The sequence below is a fragment of the Halalkalibacter oceani genome (assembly GCF_023715705.1).
Lineage (GTDB): Bacteria > Bacillota > Bacilli > Bacillales > Bacillaceae_D > Halalkalibacter > Halalkalibacter oceani_A.
Map to the genome: position 1 here is coordinate 1 of NZ_JAMBOS010000027.1, position 25,698 is coordinate 25,698.

Genomic DNA, 25,698 nt, shown 5'->3' on the forward strand with positions numbered 1-25,698 from the left:
TTAGAGATGATGAGGTTGATAGGTCTGGTGTGGAAGCGTGGCGACACGTGGAGCTGACAGATACTAATCGGTCGAGGACTTATCCAAGCAATTCTTGATACTTGTACAATCATGATCTAGTTTTGAAAGAATCAAGATATGTTTTTTAAACATATCATCTTGATCAAAGAGAACCAAGACATTCGAGGAAGCAAATGGCTGAGGAATGGAGCGTACATAAGTACGTGACATGACCGAAGACCATGAAGCTGACAAAGAAGGTCGCCGGTTATCTGAAGATCAAATGTCCGGTGGCGATAGCGAAGAGGTCACACCCGTTCCCATGCCGAACACGGTCGTTAAGCTCTTCAGCGCCGATGGTAGTTGGGGGCTTCCCCCTGTGAGAGTAGGACGTTGCCGGGCGATTTATTTCTTTACATAAGCAAAATCATATACATTCCACAGTAGCTCAGTGGTAGAGCAATCGGCTGTTAACCGATCGGTCGTAGGTTCGAGTCCTACCTGTGGAGCCAACCACGGAGAGCTGTCCGAGCTGGCCGAAGGAGCACGATTGGAAATCGTGTAGGCGGTGTAAAACCGTCTCGAGGGTTCGAATCCCTCGCTCTCCGCCAGTAACAATTTTGCTCATATGATATGTGGCCCGTTGGTCAAGCGGTTAAGACACCGCCCTTTCACGGCGGTAACACGGGTTCGAATCCCGTACGGGTCACCATTTTTAAATATAGAAGCTTTATTGATTGTTATACATAACCATTAAGAGTCGGAGGATTAGCTCAGCTGGGAGAGCACCTGCCTTACAAGCAGGGGGTCGGCGGTTCGATCCCGTCATCCTCCACCATAACGTTTGAGAGACGTCATCCGAATACTTAATAACGACGCGGGGTGGAGCAGTCTGGTAGCTCGTCGGGCTCATAACCCGAAGGTCGGCGGTTCAAATCCGTCCCCCGCAATACCGTTGGTCCGGTAGTTCAGTTGGTTAGAATGCCTGCCTGTCACGCAGGAGGTCGCGGGTTCGAGTCCCGTCCGGACCGCCATTTATTCCTTAATAATACAAACGGCTTGGTAGCTCAGTCGGTAGAGCAATGGACTGAAAATCCATGTGTCGGCGGTTCGATTCCGTCCCAAGCCACCATTTATAACTACTGATTTTGTGTATGTGCGGCAGTTTTTATTATGCCGGTCTAGCTCAATTGGTAGAGCAACTGACTTGTAATCAGTAGGTTGGGGGTTCAAGTCCTCTGGCCGGCATTTTTACTCTAGATTCATATATTGACTGAAGATAACATATTGTGTAATATAGATAATGTGTCTTTGGAGGGGTAGCGAAGTGGCTAAACGCGGCGGACTGTAAATCCGCTCCCTCAGGGTTCGGCGGTTCGAATCCGTCCCCCTCCACCATTTAGGGGCATAGTTTAACGGTAGAACAGAGGTCTCCAAAACCTCCGGTGTGGGTTCGATTCCTACTGCCCCTGCCAATTAATTTGATCATGTGGCGATTGTGGCGAAGTGGTTAACGCACCGGATTGTGGTTCCGGCATTCGTGGGTTCGATTCCCATCAGTCGCCCCATTTTATACAGTAATGGGCTATAGCCAAGCGGTAAGGCAACGGACTTTGACTCCGTCATGCGCTGGTTCGAATCCAGCTAGCCCAGCCATTTTGCGGAAGTAGTTCAGTGGTAGAACACCACCTTGCCAAGGTGGGGGTCGCGGGTTCGAATCCCGTCTTCCGCTTTGTTTTTTATTCGGCGGTATAGCCAAGTGGTAAGGCACGGGTCTGCAAAACCCTTATCCCCCGGTTCGAATCCGGGTACCGCCTCCATTATTTACTTACCCTGCCGGGGTGGTGGAATTGGCAGACACACAGGACTTAAAATCCTGCGGTAGGTGACTACCGTGCCGGTTCAAGTCCGGCCCTCGGCATTAGAGTAGGACAACCCCATATGCGCCCTTAGCTCAGCTGGATAGAGTGTTTGACTACGAATCAAAAGGTCGGGAGTTCGAATCTCTCAGGGCGCGCCATAATATTTGATGTGCCGGTGTGGCGGAATTGGCAGACGCGCACGACTCAAAATCGTGTTCCTTCGGGAGTGTCGGTTCGACCCCGACCACCGGTACCATCTTTAAACACACAAATAACAGAATATTATTATAGAAAACGATAATTACTAGCAGCAGAGTGAAATAGACTCTGCTGTTTTTAGGTTATTATGAAATTACTGGTGGTCTGAGGAGGGGAATATACATATAATGATTGAAGCAGTCGGTTTTTTTGGTAATATGGATGATGGGATTTCAAAGCCTAAGAAAATGCTTTGTAGCGATAATGTAATGCGGGTTGTTAAGTTTAATTATCCAGATAGTTATACAAGGGCTCTTCTTCATGAATATATAAGTTATAGAATCGCATTATTACTTGAACTTCCCGTTTTAAACCAAGAATTAATTTATGTACCTCCAGAATTAGCAAATGCTTATTCTGATGTAGAAGGAATGTCTGCGGGAATAAAAGTAGGATCTCCCCTAGTGGAGATTGACAAAAATATTGCTGATAATGGTTTATTCCGAGAGCCACTTCCTCAACTATATAAGTCTTGTGTGGATAACCATTCAGTTCGCACGGAGTCATTTAATCTAGGTACCTCCCAATCTGGAAACAACTCCGAAAATTCAGGGAGTTTTTCAATAGTTCCATCTGGTAATCCATATGATACCTGACCGTCAACAGTCCAAGAGGTGCTGTAAATTATGGAATTTCTAGCCTCTAATATGGCTTCTTTCCATTCTTCTGTAGGAGCTAGATTAAGATCGTAATATGCAAGTTCCTCTGAGGTAAGAGAAGCTAAGTAATCCTGTTGATCGTCTGCAAATGTAAGGCTTGGAGAAGAGAGCAGGGCGATTAGAAAGAGAAACCAGAAGACTGATAGAGTAATTTGTTTCATAACAGTACCCTCCAATTCTAAATTTAAAATCTAAGTACAGTTCCTATTAAATCTTGGTTAATATAAAAAGCTTATATTGATTGGCATCGAAATCACCTCCATTTTTAGCATAAATAAAGAGTTATCACTCTTCATTTGTATATGTATTAACAGTGTAATTTTGGGACAACTATTTTTAATGTTGTCACAAGCAAGATTTTATATTGCTTTTTATATTCTACAAATGTAGAATATGTGGTAATATGTATAAGGTAGACAATTGTCTCAAAGGAGTTGCGTAACAGTGAATAAATTACCGGATACTGAATTTTCCATTATGAAGGTGGTATGGGGAAATGATTCGCCTATAACGACCAATCTGATTATGCAAGAACTTGGTAATGAGAAGGGATGGAAAACGCAGACAGTGAGTTCCCTTTTGTCGCGGTTAGTGAAGCGGGGTTTTATCCGATCTGAAAAAAGTGGAAAAGAGCGGCATTACCATCCCCTTATTAGTGAGGAGGAATACCTTAAATTTGAAACAAACAACTTTATTGAACGCTTTCATGCTAATTCTTTTAGTAGCTTAGTTGCTACGTTATATTCTGGAAACAAATTAAAGGACAGAGACCTTGACCAATTGGAAAAGTGGCTGAAAGAACAGAGGGATTGATATGCAGGAGTTTTTAGTTATCCTGATTCAGTGTTCTATTTCTATGTCATTAGTTACGCTCGTTTATGCGGCAATAATGCCTATTTTATCAAAACGATACACTGCAAGGTGGAATTATATAGTTTGGTTGTTGATTGCAATTGGTTGGATATTCCCATTTTGGTTATGGATTGATCTTCCATTTCTCCAAATATTCGATAAGTCTATAGCTTTTGTTCACTCAACGATCAATGTCATACCTGTGTATGTAGGAGGAGCGATAAATAAACAAGAGACTGCCTTTTTATGGTGGCTTTTTGCTGGGGTGTGGGGTTTAGGTGTCGTAAGTACCCTATTGTATCATATTCTGAGACATTATCGTTTTGTAAAGTTTGTAGACCGCTGGAGTGAGCCTTTAACCGATACAAGAGCTTTAGAAATTTTGAATAGGTTAAAGACGGAACTGGGAATTAAAAAACATATAAGGTTAAGTACGTGTAAAGGTGTTACGTATCCTATGCTCGTCGGTTTTTTCCGTCCCGCTATTTTACTGCCACCTATTAAATCTTCAGTTGATATATTCTCTATGATTTTAAAGCACGAGTTGATACATTTTAAAAGGCATGACCTCTGGTATAAGGCAGTGATAGTAGTAGCAACGGCCTTTCATTGGTTCAATCCAGTAGTCTATATAATGGCTAAAGCTGTAGTAGAACAATGTGAAATCTCCTGTGACGCATTGGTTGTAAAAAACGTAGATTTTCAACAACGAATAAAATATGGTGAAGCTATAATTAAATTTATCCGGAATGGGAAAAACTCAAGAACAACATTAGCGAATAATTTTTATGGAGGGAAAACAAGTATGAAAAATCGTCTTTCTTCAATCGTGGACCTAAGTCAGAAAAAGAATGGTGCTTTCATCCTTTGTATGACGTTGGTAGGGATGCTGATAAGTGGCGGAGCACTGACGGCTGTCGCCAACTCTAATGTTACTGAAGTTGTTGCTGGACCTCATAACAGCGTAATTGATGATCATGAAGTCTCTCGTTTAAAAGAGGCCCTCAGTGATCTGTCCGTTGACAAAGCAGATGGTGAAGCGCAAATGTCTGATACCTTTGTTACTTGGTCATATTACAATGATGGTGATGTGGAGGAAGATGATAGCGAAGTAGCTCATTTCAAAAAGCTGTTGCAACAGCTTTACAATAACAAGAAGCTAAAGTAGTGTCATTTGGGAAGAGGCAAGTATGGATCTTCTTCCCTGCAATACTTCGTATAGATCTTATTTACTGAAAGTGGTCTCAGGAAAGCTTATGAGCCCTTTAAAGCAAAATGAATTTTAAAATATATATTGCCACGATTTGATCCTTTCTTTGAAAAAACTCCTTTAGGTTGCCCTCCTTATCAAGTCAATGTCATAAATTTACAGTGTAAAGTGCTTAGGCATATCGATAACATATGGAATTCTTACAGACAATAGGGGGATGGGGATCTCGGTAAATTCATCTAAGATATTTCTTAATTGTATGGAACAAAAGGTATATCGAAGAGTTTAACAAGCAAGCCGTCACAGAATATCTCTTAATTATATGGAGAATCCCCTCTTACATTCACTCCATTTCTTCTAAAGAATAATAACCCCGAGAGTATCTGTGTTAAATTACAACATACCTTAGATCAGAATTTTGATGGAAGGTGGTGTGAGGATAGTGCTGAATAGTACCAACGTTGTATCGTTGAAGAATTTTATATGGAAATGTACTATTTTTTATTAGCATATGCACAAAATATGCAATTGGATCGCTCCATCGCCGAAGATGCTGTTCAAGAAACATTTCAAATTGCGTGTACTAAAGCCGATAATTTCTTATTGAGTCCTAATCCGAAAGGCTGGTTATTAAATACGTTAAAGAATGTTAGTAGAAATAAAATTCGCAAGCAAGCATCTCACAAAAATATTGTTGTTACTTCTTTAGACATAGATAAAGGTATTGTTCCAGGAATGATTGATGTTCTGAATGTTGAGGTTTTATACTCTGACTTTTCTAATAATAAAGAATTCAATTTACTTAAAAAGGTTGTTATAGATAGGAAGTCGATAACGGAGGTGGCACAAGAAATTGGGGTTTCTATAGAAGCCTGTAAAAAACGAGTCCAACGAGCGAAGCAGAAGTTAAAAAAACAGCTAGAAAAAAATGCGGAACATTCGTACGATAGCTGGGACCTCTAATCTTAGTATGTTTATGTTGATTATTAAAGGTTGAAGGAGTAGAACAAGTATACGTTCTAACATAACGGCATAGCGTGCTTGCGGTTTAACGCTTTGCATTACCCTGGAATAATGGCGTCACCCCCGTAGCAGCCGTCCACATTTGGAAAGTTAGCCTATACGTTCATCGTTTCGAAAATGTACCGTAAGTCTTCTTCGAGTGTAACTTTGGATGTATCAACTGTTTTTGTGTCATTGCTGTGGCTTTGGTAAGGCGCCAATCTACTATATCGACACTGCGACATCTGAAATACCCTCGCCATTGAGGCATTTCTGCATTGGATAAGCCGATGTGACTCGCTCCTAAAAATAACGTTTTTTTGACCGGGCTTTAGGTTAATGGAAAATGCAACATGACACAAACATGTAGCTTCAGGCTCTTTGTGATTAAACAGGTTTTGCTTCTGTCTTCAGCTTGATCAAATAAGAGCAGAGAAAGGAGCGGGGATATGTATAAAGTGATGCTTATAGTCGGTGATGTTCAGCTAAGTAAACTTGTGCGGGGCAATTTGGAGCGGTATGGCTATGACGTGTATCAGCCTGACGATTTTATGAAGGTCGAGGAGGCGTTCGACGAAATCGGGCCATCAACATTCGAGGGAAACTCGTTGGGAGTATCTACCTTTATGACACCCCCTATCTCAATAAGAAAGGATCGCTTTTGTATAGTCAGTAAAGTCCTGTAAATGGTTATCAAGTATTTGTTGTAAGATGCTCAAGTTAAGCTCCTGGTAATCATGCACGGCAATGTTTCGAAAGCCAACCATTGCTTTCATTTTATGAGAAAGTGAGGCGGGAAGGATCCCTTCTTCTTCTATTAACGAAAAAGCATCACGACTCGTTTGTGGAATACCTAGTTTTTTCTCGGCAACAATATGCATGGCAAGGTCAATACTGGCTTCACATGCACGTTGGAGATTTAACACAATCGAATCTTGTTTTGTATAGTTTCTTAAATGGTCTGGGTTCTGTTGATATTCCTCTGTAATTCGTTTGATACAACGTTCGATAATGGCAACCTTATTCAAGACAACATCATTTTTCATAGATTGACCCACTTTCAGCGATCTTTTTGAAAATAGGAGCGCGTTCTTCATTTAGTTTCGTGTACATTTTTAATGCTTTTATTTCGAACTGCTGTTTCTTTTCTTGATTTGAACAATAAATGACTTTGCCAGTCTGGATCACTTGCGCTTGAAAAACCGTGCTTGCTTCTTGTAAATCAATTAGGTCAACCTCTTGATTCAGCTTCGCAGCGAGGTCTTGCGCGACCATAAACAATTGATAAGAGTCTACTTTATTCTGCTCGCTTAAAAAGGCAATGTCGATATCACTATCTTGATTCGCCGTCCCTTTTGCATGTGAGCCGAACAAGACGATGAGGAACGGAGACAAAGAAGCAACAAGCTTGTCGATAATGAGCTGTTCGTTCACCATATTCAATCCAAATCCCTCCAGCCTTTCTATGAATATAGAAAAAGAGCGACATTCTATCATCTTCTTTATTATACCAGACAGGCAGTGACATTATTCATCTATTTCTCTATCCTGCTTAATGAGTATATTTGTACACATGTTCAAAGTAGTAAAAATGATTTGGTAAGGTTCCACTGAAAACCCGTTACCTCTTCATTTAAGTTATTTTTATACTTTTATCCGGCGTCCACCACCAAAGAACCGCTATTAGCCACGCCCTAGTAAATGAACCGAGTATCATTTGAACATCACTTGTGTGATTGCCTTTTTCCATCTTAATGAACCGTTAAAGACAGAATGGTTTTACCCTTTATCAATTGTTTGTTTTTATTGGTTGTTTATTTACTGATCGACTGGGTACACTACTATCAATTAATTCGCTCCAATCAGGCTGCCGAATTGGAGCCATATACGGAGGAACAGAAAGCGTTTCAGCAGTTAGTACATAAGACGATCATGGAACAGAACGCTCATTATGATGAGATGAAACAGCAAAATGAGGAACGGTTATATTTTTTCTCGCACTGGATGCACGATTTGAAAACACCGGTGTCAGTGATCAAGTTAATTGTTAATCACGACAAGCACACTATCGGTCATAGAGGAAGGATGCGGAATCCCGCGCTATGATCTTGAGAGAGTGTTCGAGCCTTTTTTTACAGGGGAGAATGGCCGGCAATTTTCAAACTCAAGCGGAATTGGACTTTATTTATGCAAAAGGATTGCTGATAAAGCAGGACAGACGATTACGATTGATTCGGCCGTGGGCAAAGGGACGACGGTCACGGTCAGATGGATAGCCGGAGCGGAGACGAAGACGATGCAACAGAAATACCTTACAGTTTTGTAAGGTATTTTTAGCATGGGCGATGGCTCTGTCTCTCTTTATCGCTTAGGATTAGGGGAAAGATGATTTCAACTGTGAAAGGAAGAGACGAATGGCGATTTTAGAGGCTGCTAATCTTGTAAAAATATACGGAGAACTGGGCGGGGAAGGTTCGACAACCGCTTTAAACGGGGTGAATCTTTCAATCCGCAAAGGAGAGTTTCTTGCGATCATGGGGCCGTCCGGCAGCGGCAAAACGACTTTGCTGAATGTGTTAAGCGGATTGGATAAGCCGACATCCGGGGAAGTGAGGATCGCCGGGGAAGAAATAAGCAGGATATCTGGAGATCGATTAGCAATTTTCCGACGGCAGCAATTGGGCTTTGTCTTTCAGGACTTTCATTTACTCGACAGTTTAACCGTGAAGGAAAATATGATGGTGCCGATGGTGCTTGAGAAGAGAGCGACGGACGATATTGATCGAAGGGTCGCGGAGCTTGCCGGTGTTTTTGAGATTGAGCCGATCCTCGATAAATATCCGTATCATATCTCCGGCGGCCAGCAGCAAAGAACGGCCGTCAGCCGCGCTTTAGTGAATGAGCCGAGCATCATTTTAGCGGATGAACCGACAGGGAATTTGGATTCGAAATCATCCACGGTAATCATGGAATGCTTTGAGAAGGTTGTTGATGAGCTTGCGACAACCGTTCTGCTCGTCACTCATGATGTGTTTGCGGCGAGCTATTGCCGGAAAGTGGTGTTCATTAAGGACGGTGCGATTCACTCTCATATTGTAAAGAAAGGAAGCAGAAAGGAGTTTTTGCATCAAATAATGGATAATCTTGCTGTTTTGGGAGGAAGAACAGATGTCTTTTAATCAGATCGTCTGGAAAATGGCAAAGGTCCATTACAGAAAGTATATCTTTTATTATCTCTGCAACAGTTTTGCTGTGATGTTTTTCTTTATTTTCGCGACGGTGTTTTTTAATGAACAGGTAGTCGAGGTGAAGCAGACAGAATCGATTCAATATCTTTTGACGATTCCGGGTCTCGCGTTACTCGTTTTTACCGTGTTTTTCATCAGTTATGCGCACAGTATTTTTATCAAACGGAGGAAAAGTGAGTTTGCGCTTTTTCTCACATTAGGGATGGCGAACCGTGATATCGCCAGGCTGCTGTTGCTGGAAAATGTGATAATCGCCGCTGTCTCTTTGCTTTCCGGGCTTTTGGCCGGAGCGGTTTTTTCACGGCTATTCTTTTTGCTGTTAATGAGCGGTGTTGGTCTTAAGGGAGTCTCCTTTCATCTAAACAGTCAGATGTGGATTTATACGATTATTGCTTTTTTGCTCGTCTTTTCAGTCGCAGTCGGGCGCTCGCTCTTTTCTATATTGAATGAAAGTCTCGCTACCAGCCTGAAAAGCGACAAAGTGGCTGAGGCACTCAAGCTGAAAAGTCCGCTTTTCGGTGCAATGGGAATCATCATTATGATCGTTTCGCTTGTCGGTCTTTATTATACCTATGCTACCTCCAATAATGGCGGTGAGTTTCTGCTTCTCTGGACATTGACTACGTTAACAGGTCTCTATATTAGCATTTATCAGTTCACCAGTTTCTTTATTGAGCTGGCTAAAAAGAACAAGGCATACTATTACCGCCGTCTGCTGCTGTTAACTGCTCTGGATTATAAATTCAAGCAGCTGACAGCGATCCTGATGCTCGTTTCGGTGATGATTATGGTGACGATTTTGTACAGCACGATTCTATTATTTACATACCAGGCGACGGGGGAAGAAGTGATAAGTCAATACCCGTATGATATATCTTTTATCGAAACGGATCAGAAAAATCATCTCACGGAGACGGAGCTTTATGCGATCATCGATCAAGATGAGAATCCGGTACGTGAGCATCTGATCATTCCCGTCTATTCTCACTATCAACAATCGTCCTACGGTGGGCTTGATTTCTATCATTTCATGTCCCTTGATCAATTTAATACATTCACTGCAAGAGAGATTATGCTGGAGAATGATGAAATTCTTTACTACTTGGATATGGATCCGGCATACAGTGGTGACACTGATTATATTAAGGCTGAAATTCTGCCGTTACCCGACGAACGACCGTATAGGCTGAAAGAAATAATCATTGAAAAGCGGATGAATTTTTCAGGTCCCTTTATTGTGTTGAACCATTCCCAGCTGGAGTTCGTTAAACAGCAGGTCGATGGCTTTGAAGCGAGAATGCATTTAATTAATGTAGAGAACTGGAAGGAAACGACGGATGTCGTTGGAGATTTGCAACGACAGTTTAGCAGCTACAATGAACGGACACCAGCGATGATCGATGTTGCGGGAGAAAGAGATGTTGAGCAGTCTTTCTTTTATGTCGATTCAAAAGTAGAAGGATATAGCGCGAATAAAAGCTCGAATGGGATTTTATTCTTTGTGACAACGATTCTAAGTATCTTGTTCTTCTTTGGTTCGTTTATTCTCTTATCCTTGAATTTCTTTTCCGGAATCGAGAAGGAAAAAGAAAAGTTCAAAAAGCTGAATCAGATCGGAATCACGGCAAGAGAAGGACGGGCGATCATGACAAAGGAAATGACAGCCCTCTTCTTTTTTCCGACATTGATCGGGACGACATTAGCGTTTCTTTATCTTGTGGCGATGGCCCGCGACGTCGGCGGTGTGCTGGAGACTCCGATTATCCTCCTGCATTTTCTGATCATCGCAGCGATTTATCACATCATCCAAATCGGGTTTTATCTTTACGTGAGAAAGAAGATGATTGCTCGGGTGATGGCTGAATAACACAGCAGGCGTGAGAGGGGCTTCGTGGAAAAAATAAGCGCTTTTTATCCAAAAGTCTCTGAATGTCGATCTTAAATTGATAACCAACTTCCTTTTGAAGATACTTAAAAACAAGCTACACCAATGTTTTTATATAAGTTTTCTAGAATATCAGAATCTATCAACATGTTCTTTTCTAGGAAGAGCCATTGTTAAAAATTTCATCTGTGATTTTATAAAATAGATCGAATGTGACTCTTGTACTATTAATGTCGATTTAATTGTAGCAAAGAGCTGAGGGAGCAAGATATATATGGTAGTTGATTTGAAGTCTTGAAAATTATATAATTATTTCCAAGGGAAAATTTTGAAGGAGGTTGACTATGAAAAAAATATGTGTTTTATTAACTTTTATCTTAGCCTTATCTTTAATCTCGCTAAATGTTTATGCGGAAAGTAATGATATTGAAGTTGATTATCAAAAAGACAAAACAGTAATATCGCTTAAAGATAGCGTAAAAAATTACACTATTTTTGATAGCAGTGGAGAAATACTATATAAGGGGAAGGGAACTGATGTTTTAATACACAATGAAGAAGGTTCAGATTTGAATTTTTACTCCGTATTACAAACAGATAAAGAGTTCAACCAGAAATATTACAGTATTTTACAATCTGTTGATAATAAAGAAAGTGTCTCACTATTAAACTTAAGAAATCAGAAGAATGAAGTGAGTTTAGAAATTGATACATCGTTAACTAGCATTGCTTCCACAGATAGCGTATATTTAGATTGGGCTGACTTCCCAGATGTGAGTGAATTTAAAGTTTATAGGGATCAGGAGCTAATTGATACAGTATATGAATCTGAATATATAGATTTTGATGTAGCTGCTGAAACAAGCTATACTTATGAGGTTCAATTTAACTTACCGATGAATTCAAGTGAGGTTGAAGAGGTAGTATCCTTTTTTGAAGATAATAATATCAAGTACACTAAAGAGGACTTAAAGAAACCAGTTAGTTTTGTGAGACTCGTTGATACTCCCTCTAGTAAGGGTGATTTTGCACCCATGTCAACAGTAAATCAAAGTTTTTCTTGGGAGTATAAAACATTTATTCCTGATCAATATGTTCCTACCCCAATACCACTTGGAAATGTTCGATATTTTGGTGGTGATAATCGCTCTTTTAGTTTTACATCTAATCAAGTTCGCACGAAAATGTGGTCAAAAACTACTTTTCACAGTAACCATGTTTCTCAATTTGATTTTGATAAGGTTGTAGGTGCAACACAAGCATATGACAGTAACTATAGATTAATAGGTTCAAGAACAGCTTCTGATACTTTTGTGAATGCGATACGAAACTCCCATGGTTCGAACAGGGCAGATTACACCTATTATCATAAAGTTGGAAATCCGTATATTCTAGGTGGGAATGCTTCTGGTCAAGAAATTGACATCCAAATGCGGGTAATTACAAATAGGGACGGAACCTATAGTTTTGAGGGACTTCATGATCGAGCTCCTTCACATGAACTGTATTTAATAATAAATAACGGAGAAAGCAATAGAATGATTTTTGCTCACCCTAATGAAGGTTTTGAATACTTAGGAGCTCCAAGTGCACTTGCAAGGCAGTTTAAAATTAGTGGAAGATCATAGCATGATTGTACTTCTGCGTTCCATTGTTGTTCTATCAATAATGGAATGCTTTTAATGTCTTTTATAAAGAGTAGGGTAGCATTACTAAAAGAAAGGGTGTTGATAATGAAGAGTCGAGGCGGTTCAATGAAAATCATCACAGTTATAATATCTTCTCTTTTGTTTAGTTTATCCTATTCATTGATTCTCTATTTAGAGCAAAGTACAGCAATTGAGGGTGATCGATACTGGTCTTTTGTTTCAATATTTGGTTATTTATTTGTACCAAGCTTTTTTATCTTCTTCATTTTTGGAGGAGTGTTATCTCCCTTACTTGATAGGTATATCATTAATCGATTTAGAACGAGCAGAAAACAGGTAGTAATTAGTACAGCCATTTCATATTTTGGATTAGCTGTTTTAGCTAGCATATTAATGTCTATAGCTTTTTCGGGTTCTTTCTTTCTATTATATTACTTTAATTTGTCTATTATTAGTACTTCGATATTTCTGATAATCCAAACGATAATAAAGTGGACTATGATTCGAGTTGAAAATAGATAATCATTTTGGGTTATAAATTTTCGCGGTCTGGTGGGCGATTGTCACCTCGACCACGGTCGGCTATGGCGATATCTCTCCTGTCACCGTTGTCGGCAGACTGATCGCCATTATTTTGATGGTGTTTGGGATTGGGTTGCTCGGCTTGGTGACAAGCTCGATTGCCGCTTATTTTTCGCAAAACAAAAAAGGAAAAGAAAATGCGACAGTTGCCTATTTAAAGGAGCAGATTGATCACCTGGAAGAGCTTTCGGATGAGGAAATCGAAAAGGTGAAAATGCTGATTGACAGCTATAAGAGGAACAATGTTCTTTGACAAATGTTGCCGGATAAGGGAGGAGCATGTACATTCTCTATAAAAAATGACCTGTTCTTTTTTCAGTCAGATAATCTGACGAAAAAGTACAAAGGAATCCAACCTTTCTGTAACATGTAGCTATAGCTGATCGGCAATGGAGCTGGTCAAGTAAATCGCAGTGAATAAGTGAATCGAAATAGGCAAAGGTGCCTGATGCTTGCTTTGTGACGAAAATCGTGACGAGCTGGAATCAGGCACCTTTTTGTCTTTTTTGGAGCTGCAAAGTGAGGAGGAAGGTGGATGGAGAATTTAGGGACTTACGTCATCTATGTCATCATGGCCTGTGCTGTAATTGGAGCGATTGCTTCGATAAAAAACACGCAAACAGGTCTCGGGAAGGAGTTTATGGAGGGGCTGCATTCCGTTGGCCATATTTTCGTTCCGGCTGCCGGCATCATGGCATCGATTCCGTATTTGTCGACCTTTATTTCGGGCTTTTTTGGTCCGATCTTTGCCACAGTGGGGGCCGATCCGGCGATTGCGGCTACAGCTGTTATCGCTGTTGATATGGGGGGATACCAGCTGGCGGAGGCGCTGGCCGAGACGCACGAAGGCTGGATTATGGCGATGACAGTCGGCTATATGGCCGGGGCGACGATCGTCTTTACCATTCCGATGGGGTTGGCGATGCTTGATCAGCGCGACCATAAATATATGGCGTTGGGTGTCATGGCCGGCATTTTATCAATCCCGATCGGGGTGTTGATTTCATGCGCGATGATGGCTTTTGGCAATCCTGTTGTGCGTGATGTGATTTCAACAAGCTCAGAAGCAACCTATCAGTTAGCATTAAGCTTTGGTGCTATTTTTGTTAATTTAATTCCGCTGATTGTGTTAGTGTTGGTGATTGCGCTTGGGTTACGTTTCTATCCTGATATGATGGTCAAAGGCTTTATGATTTTTGGAAAGGGGATGGATGCCGGGATCAAGCTTGTTCTCTGCTTTTCGATTGTCGAATATTTTACCGGCTTTTTCTCAACGGTATTTGGCGTTTGGGGATTTGATCCGATTATTGCGGATGAGCAAGATCAGTTCCGTGCCCTTGAAACAGCCGGTTATATCGGGATTATGCTGGCAGGGGCGTTCCCGATGGTCTATTTGATTCGCAAGTATTTGTCGCAGCCGCTTGAAGTGGTCGGGAAGAAAGTCGGTTTAAACGCCATTGGAAGTGCCGGGATTCTTGCTTCAAGTGCGAATGTGCTGGCGATGTTCCGCCTCGTTAAAACGATGCGGCCAAAGGATAAAGTGATTAATATTGCCTTTGCTGTCTGTGCCGCTTTCCTGCTTGGCGACCATCTCTCCTTTACGGCGAATTTCCAGCCGAATCTGATTTTGCCGATCGTGGCCGGAAAACTTCTGGCAGGCCTTGCGGCGATTGCACTAGCGCACTGGCTCTGTGTAAAGAAGGCGCTGCAGCTTGAAGAAGAGGACCGCAGACTGGGGATTATCGGCGAAAATGAGTACATCGAAAAAGAAGAAATCCCCGTGAAAGTGGAAGCTGAACAGAAGATCGGTTAGACGTGGTCAATATACAAGAGCTGCCGCAAAAGGATGTTTTCCTTTTGCGGCACTTTTAATGTTTTAAAAAGCGAAGCAAAATTATTGCACCTCTCAATAATTTGAGCTACACTGCCTTTATACTATTTATACTTTATTGTTTAAAAAGTATGGAGAGAGGAGGTTGATTGTCGGAAAAGATTTGACTGGAAAGGAATAATGAGAGGGAAAGGAGCAGTCAGGCGAGTTTTTTCTTGTGCTGATAAAGCAAACTATTTGTCATTGATCTAAGGTTTAGGGTACACTTCGGTAGGAATATAGAAGGTAAGGAACTTATTTCCCCATATAGTTGCTATAGCAACTATATCGACTTTAAGATAAAAAAGGAGAGAAACAGACGATGTTTAACGATCAAATTAAGGTTGAAGCGATTATTAATGGAGAAGAAGTAAAAGCGGAGAGATATGAAGCGCGGGAAAATCCAACCCATCCAGAGCGGGTTGCCGGCTATGCGCCGATTAATACACGCGAGGACGCAGTCCGGGCAATTGATGCGGCTCATACCGCATTCGCAAGCTGGACGAAAGTGGCCATCGAAGAGCGAATTGAGCGGATGGAAAGAGCGATTCAAAACATTAAAGCCGCTGCTCCTGATATTGCCGAGCTGCTGTCAAGGGAGCATGGCAAGCCGCTTTATGATGCCGAGGGGGAAATCGGCGTATCTCTTGCATGGATGGAGTTCGCCTGCCAAAATGCGAAGGACGTTTTGCAAAATGAAATGAGAGAGGACGAGAATGGGAAGACGATTATCGCCCATGACGGTATCGGCGTTGTCTCGGCGATTACACCATGGAACTATCCGTTGTCACTCTCAACGATCAAAATCGCTCCAGCATTGCTCGCAGGCAATACAATAGTGCTGAAGCCAAGTCCGCTCGCTCCTTTAGCTGTCAGCAAAGTGGTGGAGATGATCGCAGCGGAATTTCCAAACGGCGTGCTAAATCTCGTTCATGGGGAAGCCGACGTCGGTGTTGAGTTGACGACGAATCCGAAAGTGGCAAAAATTGCTTTTACAGGCGGAACGGGAACCGCGAAGCACATTATGAAGGCGGCGGCTGATACGATAAAAAATATGACGCTCGAATTGGGCGGAAACGATGCGGCGATCATTTTGAACGACTTTGACGTCAATGATGAACGGGCGATGCGCCGCCTCGTCATTTCTAACTTTTTAACAGCCGGTCAAATTTGTATGATCGCGAAACGAATCTATGTTGACCGTTCGATTTACGAGCAATTCGTTGAAAAATATATCGAAGCCGCGAATAAATGGATTCGCGTAGGTGATCCATTTAATAAGGACGTCACAATCGGCCCAGTGAACAACAAAAAGCAGGCAGAGTTTGTACAAAGTCTGATTGATGATGCTACTGCCAAAGGGGCAACGGCTGTCAAGCTTGGAAGAGTAGTCGATGAGGATGTATTTGAAAAAGGTTATTTCCTTCAGCCGACCGTTGTGCTAGGAGCTGATTACCATGATCCGATCGTAGTGGAGGAGCAATTTGGACCAACTGTGCCAATTCTGCCGTTCGATGGAGACGAGCACGCAATTGAATTAGCGAATGACAGCATTTACGGTTTGACCAGCTCTGTCTGGGGCGAGGAAGAACATGCGATTGAAGTCGCCAAGCAGATTCAGGCCGGCACAACGATGATTAATACTGCCGCCGTCCAGGGGCTTGATGTCCGCTTCCCGTTTGGTGGAGTGAAACAGTCAGGCATCGGCCGTGAATACGGAAGAGAAGGGCTTCTGGCGTATACGGATACTCATATTATCAACATTCCGAAAAAAGGCGAGCTTCCATATATTCCGGAATAATTATCAAAAAATAAAAGAGGTCGGGCAAAAGGATGTTTTGTCCGACCTCTTCTTAAGATCCGATACAGCGTACAAAAGGTTTTACTCTAACCGCTGTGCGGCAGAGCATCTTTTAAAGAAAAGCGAAACTTACAATGGTCATTTCCCTCTGTTTTGCAGGAGACTCTATCAACATTTTCTGTGCCGACCACCTGCTTGAACATTGCCGTTTCGCAGTGACAGGCTGTCTTAAATTCTTTGGCAATCGCCAGGATCGGGCAGTTGTGCTCGACTAATTCAAATGTCTGCTCGTCCAGCTGATTGACATCCGTCATGTAGCCTTTTTCATTTTGAATGCGGGCGAGTTCATAGATTCTTTCAGACTGCGGCTTTTGCCCGACTCTTGCTTTGTACTCTGATGTAAGTCTCTGTTCGCGTTTTTTGAATAAGAGGTCGATCGATTCTTTTCCATGTAAGTCCTGAATGTCTTGCAGGAATTCAACACTGATCCCTTCATAGTTTTTGGGGAATAGCCGCTCTCCTTCAGGAGAGAGCGAAAATACTTGCAACGGCCGACCCATTGGCTGTTTGACTTCCTTAGCCTGAATCAATTGATCCTTCTCAAGCGTTGAGAGATGCTTGCGCACGGCCATATGGGTGATCTTTAATCGTTCGGTTAAATCGTTGACGGTTAATGAAACGTCGATTTTCAACGCTTCGAGTATTTTATCTTTTGTTGTCTTTTTTGTTTTATTCATATTGGTTCCTCGATTCTTACTCTTGGATTGCTTTCTATGACAATTAATTATACTAGGAAGTATAAAAAAAGGAAAGAATGAGGGATTGAGCCGTTCGGTGGCTGAGGCGGCAGGCAAAAAAATTGCGATTTTCAGTCAGAGTCATGTATGATTTACCTAATTTAATATACTTTTTTGTATAAAAAGTAAATAGGAGGAGTGGAGAAAAGATGGAAACAAACATGTTTCAACGGGCTGTCAAAGATCATTGGTATGTCAAATACGAGGAAGCATCCTTTCCTTTTATTCAAAAGGGGTGGGTGCTGCCGGTAGACCGCTGGCGGGACTTCGATCCATTTATTTTGATGGCGGAAGATTGGTTTAAAAGAGGGGCCTTTTCTGATCATCCACACCGTGGCTTCCAAACGATCACCTATGTCATTGATGGAAGATTGGAGCATATTGATAACGGGGGCGGGCGTGATATTTTGCAGCCCGGCGACGTTCAGTACATGAATGCCGGCTGGGCGGCGAGACACGCCGAGGAAGGCGTTGACGATGATATCGCTCATACGCTGCAGCTATGGCTGAACCTGCCAAAAAGCAAACGGAAAACAGAAACATCGTATCAAAACATTTATGCTGAGGATGCTCCGGTTATCAGCGTGAACGGCGGCTCGGTAAAGGTGTTTTCCGGAGCGTTCGGCGACGTGAAAGGTCCGCTTCAATCCGTTGTCCCAATCACGCTTGTCGAAATTAATCTTGAAAAAGGGGCGAGCTATACGCATGTTTTACCGGAAAATCACAATGCCTTTTTGTATGTCTTATCAGGTGAGCTGGAACTTGGGGCAGGAGAGACCGTTCATCTCGCCAAGCACGGCGTTGCCACGCTGACGTATCAAGAGGACGGAAATCCGGCAAACAGCAGTGAATTTAACATAACATCGGCTAGCAGACGGGCCAAACTCCTGATCTATTCCGGCGCGCCGATCAAGGAAGAGATTGTCCCCTACGGCCCGTTCGTGATGAATACGATGGAAGAAATTAAGCAGGCTTATCGCGATTATCATGACGGGAAGTTCGGGCCGCCGGCTGTTTAGCGGCTACGCTTTATACAGACACAATTGGTGTTTTGAAAAAACTGGCGGCAACGGTGTCAGCGACAAGCTCGTTGTAAGACAAGGCTGGGCAAAAGGGAGGAACCATCACCTTTTGCCCAGTTTTTTGGTGTGGATAAAAGAGGAGAGTTTCTGATGAAGGCTGGCTTCTTCTCTCTATTTGAAATAGCAATTACTAAAAAAGTCAAATTGAATGTAGGAGCTCATAGGAAAAGGCAGTGAAACTTGTTCACCTTTGCGGCAGTCTTATAAAAAAGGCATTTATTAAGGGGGAAGATCAATGAGAAAGCTGCTGCTCATCAGCGTCCTGTTTATCGTCGGTGCTTGTGGTCAGGGCAATGCCACAAGCACTGGCATGGGAAGCACTGAAGCAAATAGAGAAAAAGCAGACGACACGGTAATTGAATACGAGGACTATGTTGAGGTGTATGGAGAAGACCAAGAAGAGCTAGTGGTGAAGTTGAAAGATTTTATCAATGAGAACCTGGCTTCTGAACAGAGGGGAGAATTTTATCTCAATCATGATGAGCGCGAAGGTGATTTTGTGATTCAGGTGACAAAAGAGACGGATGTTTCAGAGGTGGCCGATGAATTGAAAAGCTACCTTCCTGAAACCGATGGCCAAGCCTTTAAGGTGCATATCGATCATGTTACGTATTCAAAAGCCTTTCTCGAAAAGGCACAAGATGAAATTTTCGAGGAGGAGCGTCGCTTTTTTAAAGGGGAGCGCAAAGTTTTGGGGGCTTATGTTGACGCCTGGTCGAATAAGCTCGTGTTAGATGTCAGCCGGGTTGAAGATGTCGACCTTGAAGCGCTTGCCGAGCGCTTTGGTCATACGGATTTTATTACGTTTAGTGAAGGACCGCTGGCCAGCCTGAACGATGATCAGGTGCCCGTGCCGACTGCCGAGCCGTATATCACGGGACCCATTACTGAAGTGAACCGCGGAAGTAAGGTTGTGCTCGTTGATAACCTGATTTATGCTTCGTCAAAGCACGCTGTAATCGTCAACAGTAGCGGGGAAATCGCATTTGACGAGCTGAATGTAGGCGACACGGTACGACTTTGGGTCGAAGGAGGAGTCGCTGAGTCGCTTCCCGCCCAGGGTTCAGCGGCGTTTATTCAAGTTGTGGAGTAATCAGGTTTTCTTTTAAGCATTGGGCAATAGCCGTCAGCGGAGCGTTTTCCCGGCTGACGGCTATTTAGTGCCCTATAGGAAATCTATGAACGGATGAAAGTAATAAAATCAACGTTTACAGGCTCAGCCTCGGCAAGGCGGAGAAGCCTGTTAATTTGACCGCGATGGTACTGTCCATGAAGGGAGACATGAGTTAAAATCGCGCGAATCGAACTGTGAAACTCTGTCTGCCGGCTATTTTTATAGATGACCGGTTCGTCGAGTGCATCCTCTGTCAAATTGGAAGGTAAGCGTCATAGCTTTTCTTGTTTTCCCTTGCCCTCTCCTGGCAGCGACTTAAGCCTTCCTCCGTCCAGATCGGCAGTTGCGTACTGTCTTTTCCTTCTAATCTAGTTAGCCAGATACGTTCCGCTAAAAGAATATGTGAAAAAAGGCGGAGAGCTTCCTGATCCTCGGTCTTGTTCGTGTGCAATGCTTCAATAATCCGCTGATTAGCCCAATTCAAATGCAAAAACATCTGCTCCAAAGTTTTCATCTACATGCCTCCATTCTATTTTTCGTACCAATGATTTTATTATATAACGAGGGAATGTCAGCAAGCAGTATAATAGAGAGACAAGCCAAGTAAGCGATAAAGGAGAAACGATGATGAGAGATGTAATTTTCATTCCTCTTTCCGCACATGAAGAATTAGTGATTGCTGCCGACGGAGCCGGGGGGATAGGGGAAAAGAAGCAGGATGTCGTTCAGACGTCATATCAAATTTTGAGTCAGTATACATATCGTGTGGCATTAATGGAATGTCTGGCCGTCGGGGCTGTTCCGTTTGCCGTACTTGTTCAAAATTTTATTTCTGACGAAGTCTGGCAAATGGTGATAAATGAAATTAGAAGCATGTCAGAGCAGATTGGTCTCACCGGGCTTGAGATCGGTGGCAGCACGGAATCAAATATGCCGCTCGTTCAATCGGCGCTCGGCATCACCGTCCTTGGAAAAGTCGCCAAGGATGAAAAGAAAGTCGGGAATACGCCGGATGACGCTGCGTTTGCCGTGGCTGGTCTGCCTTTGTACGGAGAAGAGGTGCTGACGAGGCCGGATGACGTTCTTCCACTAGATCTCTTTTTGCGTTTACTAAGACATCCTGCCATTTACGAAGTAGTGCCAGTCGGGTCAAATGGAGTTAAGCATGAGCTTGAACAGGTGTGGGGCGTAACAAACGATCTCCGTGCCGAGGGTGATCGCCTTGACGTCCGTAAATCAGCGGGGCCGGCAACATGTGTGATCATCAGCTTTAATGAGGCGGAAAAGGAAGAGCTGGGCAGTGAATTTGCCGGCTGGCTCACACCGCTGAAAATGGGCTAAAAGCGGGGGATACTTGTCCCCTTCAACCATTTTTGTTAAATCACGGAAGGAGAAGCGGAAAAGAGCGAGAAAAGTAGTAATGTGGAGAGTGACCTTCATACAATAGAGAAAACGCTTCCAAATTATGGTGAGGAGGAGTCATGCATGAACGAAGCTGATCTATATGCGCCTGACATGTACAATATGGCGGAGGATATTGACCGTCACGCACAGGATCCGGAGAAAGTAGCTTTGCTGTGGGAGGACGAAAAAGGGAACAAACAGAAAAAGACGTATGCCGATTTGCGCCAGGAGTCAAACAAGCTGGCGAACGGCTTGAAAAAGCTTGGGCTGCAAAAGGGCGATAAAGTCATCGTCACGCTGCCCCGCATTCCTGAAACGTACAGCATTTACCTCGGGGCGTTAAAGCTTGGACTGATTATTTCGCCTGGCTCGGAGATGCTGCGGGAGAAGGATTGGCTCTACCGGGTGGAGCACTCTAAAGCGAAGGCAACCATTTGCCTGGCCGGCCTGACCGGGAGCTTTGAGCAGATTCGGTCACAGACGGATAGTCTGAGCCATTTTATTTCCGTTGGTGAGAAGGTCGACGGCTGGGTTCATTATGAAGAGCTGGTGAAGGAAGAGTCAGCAGAGTTTTCCATCGTCCAGACGCGGGCCGACGATATTGCTTTTTTAAACTACACATCCGGGACGACCGGTAACCCGAAGGGCGTGATACATGCGCACAGCTGGGCCTATGCTCATCAGGCGGTGGCGTCTCAATGGCTTGATGTGAAGGAAGGAGATGTCGTTTGGGCGACGGCGGCTCCAGGCTGGGCGAAATGGAACTGGACGCCGTTCATGTCGACGCTCGGAACAGGGGCGACAGGCTTTGTATACAATGGGCGCTTTGAGCCGGAGAAATATTTGTCACTCATGGAGAGCTATCAAGTGAATGTCCTTTGCTGTACGCCAACCGAATATCGGCTGATGGCAAAATTGGACGGACTGGAGCGCTTTTCGCTGCCTGCTATGCGCAGTATGGTCAGCGCGGGTGAGCCATTGAATCAGGAAGTGATCGAGACGTTTAAGCGGCATTTTCAAGTGCAGGTGCGGGATGGCTACGGGCAGACGGAAAATACGCTACTGGTCGGAACCTTGCCGGGAATGGAACTGAAGCCGGGATCTATGGGCAAGCCGACCCCCGGAAATAATGTCGCGATCATTGATGAAGAGGCGAATCTTGTTCAGGTAGGAGAAGTAGGAGATATCGCCGTCCATAAAAGCACGGCGGCTCTGTTTAAAGGTTACCTTGATGATCCTGAGCGCACGGCAGCCGCCTACCGCGGAGACTGGTATTTAACAGGCGATCAGGCGAGGCTGGATGAGGATGGCTACTTCTGGTTTGAGGGCCGCTCCGATGACATCATTATCAGCTCCGGCTATACGATCGGGCCATTTGAAGTAGAGGACGCGCTCGTCAGGCATGCGGCTGTCAAGGAGTGTGCCGTCGTGGCGGTTCCTGATGAGATACGGGGCTCTGTCGTCAAAGCGTTTGTCATTCTAAAGCAGCCGGAGCTTGCTGGTGAAGCTCTCATCAAAGAGCTTCAGGAGCATGTGAAGTATATGACAGCCCCTTATAAATATCCTCGGATAATTGAATTTGTGACGGAACTGCCGAAAACGGCCTCCGGTAAAATACGTCGCGTCGAATTAAGACAGCGCGAGCAGAAGCAGGGAAAAGGAACTGTTTTATAAAGCTAAGCAGTGTTGAGCTGGAGACAGAAGCAGCCTGGAGATAATGGCAATCCCCCAATCGTCAACAGCCGTTGTGAGAAGGCCACTGAAAAACTCCTTATCGTGCGTTTCGCGCCTTGCTTTGAGAAACCACTTGGAGCAAGGCTTTCAAAATCAGGCAACGGCTACGCTCATTACGAAAAAGCTGCTGAAAAAGTGAAAATCGTCCTTTTTCAGCAGCTTCGTTGTGAGCAAGTTGCTCTTCAACGGGCACTTACGCTTATTGTTTAGCTTCCCTTTTTGATTAAAGTGGCAGGTGGCTGTGCGCTTTGCCTTTTGTGAAGTGTGAGGAAGATCGCGATGAGAACCAGTGCCAGCCCGATTAACGTGCAGACAACGGTAATAATTCCTCCCCATTTGAAATGCTCCCAAATATATCCGTTGCTTGAACCAATCACGCTCGAGCCGAGGTAATAGCAAAACAAATATAATGAGGCTGCCTGAGCGCGGTAGCGTGACGCCACTTCACCAACCCATCTGCTGGCAATCGAATGTCCGCCAAAGAACCCGAAGGTGAAAATGCTAAGCGCGAGAATAACGAACAGCAGCTGATGGCTTAAGGTCAATCCGGCCCCAATGAGCATAATCAAAATGCTGACAGACAACGTTCTTGCCTTGCCGGCCTTGTCACTGACCTGCCCCATAAATGTCGAGCTAAACGTACCGACCAAGTAAACGAAGAAAATCAGGCCGATCCATGTTTGGTTTAGCGAAAAGGGCGGCTCGAGCAGCCGAAAGCCTAAATAATTGTAGACGGTGACAAAGCTTCCCATCAGGACAAAGGAGAAGGCGAATAAGCAGAGCAGCCGGCCTTCCTTTAATGGTTGAACAATAGAGGCTGCGAATGTCCGAAACGAAGGTGTCTCTTTTACCGGCTGTCTTGATTCCGGCAATAGTTTTAAAAAGAAAAAGCTGATCACTAGACTGATAATTCCTATTGTCAGCAGAGCGAACTGCCACGAAACCCATTCGGTCAGCACCCCGGTTAAAAAGCGGCCGGTCAATCCACCGATCGTATTGCCGCTTACATGGAGACCCATTACGGTCCCGAGCGTTTTCGGGTCAAATTCATCGCTGACATAAGCCATCGCAATGCTTGGAAAGCCGGCGAGAACGATTCCCTGAACGGCCCGAATGCCAAGCAATGTTGAGAAATTCGGACTGAATGCGACAAGCACACAGAGAATGGATGTTAAAAACAGCGAGGTCGTCATCAGCCGCTTCTTACCGACCGCATCGGCTAATGGGGCGACAAGCAGCATCGAACCCGCGAGACAACCGGTTGAGATGGAAAGCGCCAGGCTTGCCACGGCCGGGGAAACCTGGTAATCAGCCGAAAAGTTTGGCAAAAGGGTTTGAACGGAATATAAAATCATGAAGCTGACAAAGCTTCCTAAAAATAAAGCTGAAATAGCTTGATAGTAACCTTTTTTTCCTTTGATTAAATACGTCATGGTGCTCCTCACTTTCTTTCTATACACTAGCATACTTTTGACAAATGATAATGTCTAATTTATAATTTTTATCGTTTTCATGCGTCTAAGTTATGAGTAGAGAAGGTGAGGAAATGGAATGGCAACAGCTCGAGTATTTTCAACGAGTCGCCCAGCTGCAGCATGTGACAAAGGCCGCCCAGTCATTATTTATTTCCCAGCCGGCACTGAGCCGTTCAATCGCCAGACTGGAGAAGGAGCTCGGCGTTCCTTTGTTTGAACGGCAGGGAAGAACGGTGCAATTGAATCGTTACGGGAAGCTGTTTTTGGAGAAAGTGAACTTGGCAATTCAGGTAATTGAGGAGGGAAAGCAGGAGCTGCAAAGTGAAATGAGTCCGAACCGCGGCAATATTACGCTTTCCTTTTTACCTACATTGGGAACGGAATTCGTCCCGGAATTAATTGAAAGGTATCGCGCTACTTATCCGGATGTTACCTTTCAGCTTTTTCAAAATACGGCACATGATTTAATTGAGCAATTGAAAGCAGGCGATATTGACGTCTGCTTGACGACGATTATGGAGCCAGATCCGGAGATTCACTGGGTTGAACTGTTTTCTGAGGAATTACTCGTCATTGTTCCGCAGAACCATCCATTGGCAAACCGGCAGGAAATCAGGCTGAAGGACATCGCCAACGAGCCTTTTGTCGGCTTTAAAAAAGGAGCGGGTCTGCGCAGTATAACGGATCGGCTTTGCCAGCTGAGCGGCTTCACTCCACAGCTCACCTTTGAAGGACAGGAAGTCGGAACAGTGGCCGGACTAGTCGGCGTTGGTCTTGGCGTAAGCCTGGTGCCGAAGCGAAGCAGGATGGACGCCTATCAAGTCTCCTGTCTTCCTGTTCGTGATGTCGACTGCCGGCGGACGATTGGGATCGTCTGGAGGAAGAAAAGCTTTACACCTAAGGTCGTGGAGCAGTTTCGGGACTTTATTGTGGAGCTGTATCGGAGAGCTTGAAAGGGGAAGCTGCCCCGAAAAAAGCCGATTCGATCTTTTCGGGGCAGGGCGGAGTCCCCCTGACCGTTAACACGTGTTTCTACAGCCATGAACATTTCATAGTCTGGGAGAAAGAGAATCTCCTAATGCTAGTAAATGCCCACTTAGAAACAGGGCAATTGACTAGTCGATCATCGATTCCAAAACCAATTGCAATTCATTCTGCAATCGTTTACGATAAAAGAGCCTACAGAAAATAGTCTGAATTTTTGAGAGAATAGA

23 protein-coding genes, 17 tRNA genes and 2 rRNA genes are annotated in these 25,698 nt (G+C 43.9%); 36 read left to right on the forward strand and 6 right to left on the reverse strand.

The window, feature by feature from the left end; all coding sequences use genetic code 11:
* The 23 genes from M3212_RS18075 to M3212_RS18185 form a co-directional block, all read left to right on the forward strand.
* Window positions 1–87, forward strand: a 23S ribosomal RNA gene (locus tag M3212_RS18075); the annotation flags it as partial.
* A gap of 199 nt (window positions 88–286) precedes the next feature.
* Window positions 287–402 (forward strand): 5S ribosomal RNA (gene rrf / locus M3212_RS18080).
* A gap of 35 nt (window positions 403–437) precedes the next feature.
* A tRNA-Asn gene (locus M3212_RS18085) sits at window positions 438–512 on the forward strand.
* Between the two features lie 5 nt (window positions 513–517).
* Window positions 518–611: transfer RNA gene (locus M3212_RS18090), tRNA-Ser, on the forward strand.
* A gap of 26 nt (window positions 612–637) precedes the next feature.
* A tRNA-Glu gene (locus tag M3212_RS18095) sits at window positions 638–712 on the forward strand.
* 50 nt (window positions 713–762) lie between these two features.
* Window positions 763–838 (forward strand) — tRNA-Val (locus tag M3212_RS18100).
* A 38-nt stretch (window positions 839–876) separates the two neighbouring features.
* A tRNA-Met gene (locus tag M3212_RS18105) sits at window positions 877–950 on the forward strand.
* 7 nt (window positions 951–957) lie between these two features.
* Window positions 958–1,034, forward strand: a tRNA-Asp gene (locus M3212_RS18110).
* 22 nt (window positions 1,035–1,056) lie between these two features.
* Window positions 1,057–1,132 (forward strand) — tRNA-Phe (locus tag M3212_RS18115).
* A gap of 43 nt (window positions 1,133–1,175) precedes the next feature.
* A tRNA-Thr gene (locus tag M3212_RS18120) sits at window positions 1,176–1,248 on the forward strand.
* Between the two features lie 65 nt (window positions 1,249–1,313).
* Window positions 1,314–1,398 (forward strand) — tRNA-Tyr (locus tag M3212_RS18125).
* Between the two features lie 3 nt (window positions 1,399–1,401).
* Window positions 1,402–1,475 (forward strand) — tRNA-Trp (locus M3212_RS18130).
* Window positions 1,476–1,492: 17 nt separating this feature from the next.
* Window positions 1,493–1,568 (forward strand) — tRNA-His (locus M3212_RS18135).
* Window positions 1,569–1,581: 13 nt separating this feature from the next.
* Window positions 1,582–1,656, forward strand: a tRNA-Gln gene (locus M3212_RS18140).
* 4 nt (window positions 1,657–1,660) lie between these two features.
* Window positions 1,661–1,732, forward strand: a tRNA-Gly gene (locus M3212_RS18145).
* Between the two features lie 13 nt (window positions 1,733–1,745).
* Window positions 1,746–1,820, forward strand: a tRNA-Cys gene (locus tag M3212_RS18150).
* Between the two features lie 15 nt (window positions 1,821–1,835).
* Window positions 1,836–1,921 (forward strand) — tRNA-Leu (locus tag M3212_RS18155).
* A 22-nt stretch (window positions 1,922–1,943) separates the two neighbouring features.
* Window positions 1,944–2,020, forward strand: a tRNA-Arg gene (locus M3212_RS18160).
* Window positions 2,021–2,033: 13 nt separating this feature from the next.
* A tRNA-Leu gene (locus M3212_RS18165) sits at window positions 2,034–2,118 on the forward strand.
* Between the two features lie 130 nt (window positions 2,119–2,248).
* Window positions 2,249–2,716: a hypothetical protein gene (locus tag M3212_RS18170; protein ID WP_251195376.1), complete on the forward strand. Its 468-nt coding sequence runs from the start codon at window positions 2,249–2,251 to the stop codon at window positions 2,714–2,716.
* A 507-nt stretch (window positions 2,717–3,223) separates the two neighbouring features.
* Window positions 3,224–3,592, forward strand: coding sequence for a BlaI/MecI/CopY family transcriptional regulator (locus M3212_RS18175; protein WP_251195377.1), 369 nt, complete (start codon window positions 3,224–3,226; stop codon window positions 3,590–3,592).
* Between the two features lies 1 nt (window position 3,593).
* Complete coding sequence (locus M3212_RS18180) at window positions 3,594–4,799, forward strand: M56 family metallopeptidase (RefSeq protein ID WP_251195378.1); 1,206 nt, start codon at window positions 3,594–3,596, stop codon at window positions 4,797–4,799.
* Between the two features lie 525 nt (window positions 4,800–5,324).
* Window positions 5,325–5,804 (forward strand): RNA polymerase sigma factor, encoded by a 480-nt coding sequence (locus tag M3212_RS18185; RefSeq protein ID WP_251195379.1) that lies wholly within the window; start codon window positions 5,325–5,327, stop codon window positions 5,802–5,804.
* A 680-nt stretch (window positions 5,805–6,484) separates the two neighbouring features.
* Here M3212_RS18185 and hepT read toward each other — a convergent pair.
* Window positions 6,485–6,889, reverse strand: a complete 405-nt coding sequence (gene hepT / locus M3212_RS18190; RefSeq protein ID WP_251195380.1) for a type VII toxin-antitoxin system HepT family RNase toxin — start codon at window positions 6,887–6,889, stop codon at window positions 6,485–6,487.
* Window positions 6,879–7,280, reverse strand: a complete 402-nt coding sequence (mntA, locus tag M3212_RS18195; protein WP_251195423.1) for a type VII toxin-antitoxin system MntA family adenylyltransferase antitoxin — start codon at window positions 7,278–7,280, stop codon at window positions 6,879–6,881. Before mntA ends, hepT begins: the two co-directional genes overlap by 11 nt.
* Before the next feature lie 369 nt (window positions 7,281–7,649).
* On the opposite strand from mntA, the gene M3212_RS18200 reads away from it, so the two are divergent.
* The 8 genes from M3212_RS18200 (at window position 7,650) to M3212_RS18235 (ending at window position 16,878) form a co-directional block, all read left to right on the forward strand.
* Window positions 7,650–7,949, forward strand: a complete 300-nt coding sequence (locus tag M3212_RS18200) for a hypothetical protein (RefSeq protein ID WP_251195381.1) — start codon at window positions 7,650–7,652, stop codon at window positions 7,947–7,949.
* Window positions 7,950–7,959: 10 nt separating this feature from the next.
* Window positions 7,960–8,169: an ATP-binding protein gene (locus tag M3212_RS18205; protein WP_251195382.1), complete on the forward strand. Its 210-nt coding sequence runs from the start codon at window positions 7,960–7,962 to the stop codon at window positions 8,167–8,169.
* Window positions 8,170–8,257: 88 nt separating this feature from the next.
* Window positions 8,258–9,022: an ABC transporter ATP-binding protein gene (locus tag M3212_RS18210; protein WP_251195383.1), complete on the forward strand. Its 765-nt coding sequence runs from the start codon at window positions 8,258–8,260 to the stop codon at window positions 9,020–9,022.
* Entirely contained in the window at window positions 9,012–10,958 is a 1,947-nt protein-coding gene (locus M3212_RS18215; protein WP_251195384.1) for an FtsX-like permease family protein, read from the forward strand. The genes M3212_RS18210 and M3212_RS18215 overlap by 11 nt, the downstream gene beginning before the upstream one ends.
* 362 nt (window positions 10,959–11,320) lie before the next feature.
* Window positions 11,321–12,604 carry a hypothetical protein gene (locus tag M3212_RS18220; RefSeq protein ID WP_251195385.1) on the forward strand — a complete coding sequence of 428 codons (1,284 nt, stop codon included), beginning with the start codon at window positions 11,321–11,323 and terminating at the stop codon, window positions 12,602–12,604.
* A 559-nt stretch (window positions 12,605–13,163) separates the two neighbouring features.
* On the forward strand, window positions 13,164–13,460 hold the full coding sequence (locus M3212_RS22170; protein WP_349774207.1) for a potassium channel family protein: 297 nt from the start codon (window positions 13,164–13,166) through the stop codon (window positions 13,458–13,460).
* A 282-nt stretch (window positions 13,461–13,742) separates the two neighbouring features.
* Window positions 13,743–15,020: an ethanolamine utilization protein EutH gene (eutH, locus tag M3212_RS18230; protein ID WP_251195387.1), complete on the forward strand. Its 1,278-nt coding sequence runs from the start codon at window positions 13,743–13,745 to the stop codon at window positions 15,018–15,020.
* Window positions 15,021–15,399: 379 nt separating this feature from the next.
* Window positions 15,400–16,878 (forward strand): aldehyde dehydrogenase family protein, encoded by a 1,479-nt coding sequence (locus M3212_RS18235; protein WP_251195388.1) that lies wholly within the window; start codon window positions 15,400–15,402, stop codon window positions 16,876–16,878.
* 86 nt (window positions 16,879–16,964) lie between these two features.
* Here the strand turns inward: M3212_RS18235 and M3212_RS18240 are convergent, their stop codons facing one another.
* Window positions 16,965–17,615, reverse strand: a complete 651-nt coding sequence (locus M3212_RS18240; RefSeq protein ID WP_251195389.1) for a helix-turn-helix transcriptional regulator — start codon at window positions 17,613–17,615, stop codon at window positions 16,965–16,967.
* A gap of 209 nt (window positions 17,616–17,824) precedes the next feature.
* On the opposite strand from M3212_RS18240, the gene M3212_RS18245 reads away from it, so the two are divergent.
* Together M3212_RS18245 and M3212_RS18250 are read left to right on the forward strand one after the other, a co-directional pair.
* Window positions 17,825–18,694 carry a pirin family protein gene (locus tag M3212_RS18245; protein ID WP_251195390.1) on the forward strand — a complete coding sequence of 290 codons (870 nt, stop codon included), beginning with the start codon at window positions 17,825–17,827 and terminating at the stop codon, window positions 18,692–18,694.
* Window positions 18,695–18,992: 298 nt separating this feature from the next.
* Window positions 18,993–19,850 (forward strand): DUF3221 domain-containing protein, encoded by an 858-nt coding sequence (locus M3212_RS18250; protein ID WP_251195391.1) that lies wholly within the window; start codon window positions 18,993–18,995, stop codon window positions 19,848–19,850.
* 83 nt (window positions 19,851–19,933) lie between these two features.
* Here M3212_RS18250 and M3212_RS18255 read toward each other — a convergent pair whose 3' ends face one another.
* Window positions 19,934–20,128: a DinB family protein gene (locus tag M3212_RS18255; protein WP_251195392.1), complete on the reverse strand. Its 195-nt coding sequence runs from the start codon at window positions 20,126–20,128 to the stop codon at window positions 19,934–19,936.
* Complete coding sequence (locus M3212_RS18260; RefSeq protein ID WP_251195393.1) at window positions 20,125–20,385, reverse strand: hypothetical protein; 261 nt, start codon at window positions 20,383–20,385, stop codon at window positions 20,125–20,127. Before M3212_RS18260 ends, M3212_RS18255 begins: the two co-directional genes overlap by 4 nt.
* Window positions 20,386–20,498: 113 nt before the next feature.
* On the opposite strand from M3212_RS18260, the gene M3212_RS18265 reads away from it, so the two are divergent.
* Both M3212_RS18265 and mbcS read left to right on the forward strand, forming a co-directional pair.
* Entirely contained in the window at window positions 20,499–21,212 is a 714-nt protein-coding gene (locus M3212_RS18265; RefSeq protein ID WP_251195394.1) for an ATPase, read from the forward strand.
* A gap of 144 nt (window positions 21,213–21,356) precedes the next feature.
* The gene (mbcS, locus tag M3212_RS18270; RefSeq protein WP_251195395.1) at window positions 21,357–22,949 is read left to right on the forward strand and encodes an acyl-CoA synthetase MbcS; all 1,593 of its coding nucleotides are present in this window, start codon (window positions 21,357–21,359) and stop codon (window positions 22,947–22,949) included.
* Window positions 22,950–23,215: 266 nt separating this feature from the next.
* Here the strand turns inward: mbcS and M3212_RS18275 are convergent, their stop codons facing one another.
* Window positions 23,216–24,442: an MFS transporter gene (locus M3212_RS18275; protein ID WP_251195396.1), complete on the reverse strand. Its 1,227-nt coding sequence runs from the start codon at window positions 24,440–24,442 to the stop codon at window positions 23,216–23,218.
* A gap of 113 nt (window positions 24,443–24,555) precedes the next feature.
* On the opposite strand from M3212_RS18275, the gene M3212_RS18280 reads away from it, so the two are divergent.
* Complete coding sequence (locus M3212_RS18280; RefSeq protein WP_251195397.1) at window positions 24,556–25,437, forward strand: LysR family transcriptional regulator; 882 nt, start codon at window positions 24,556–24,558, stop codon at window positions 25,435–25,437.
* Window positions 25,438–25,698: the final 261 nt, after the last annotated feature.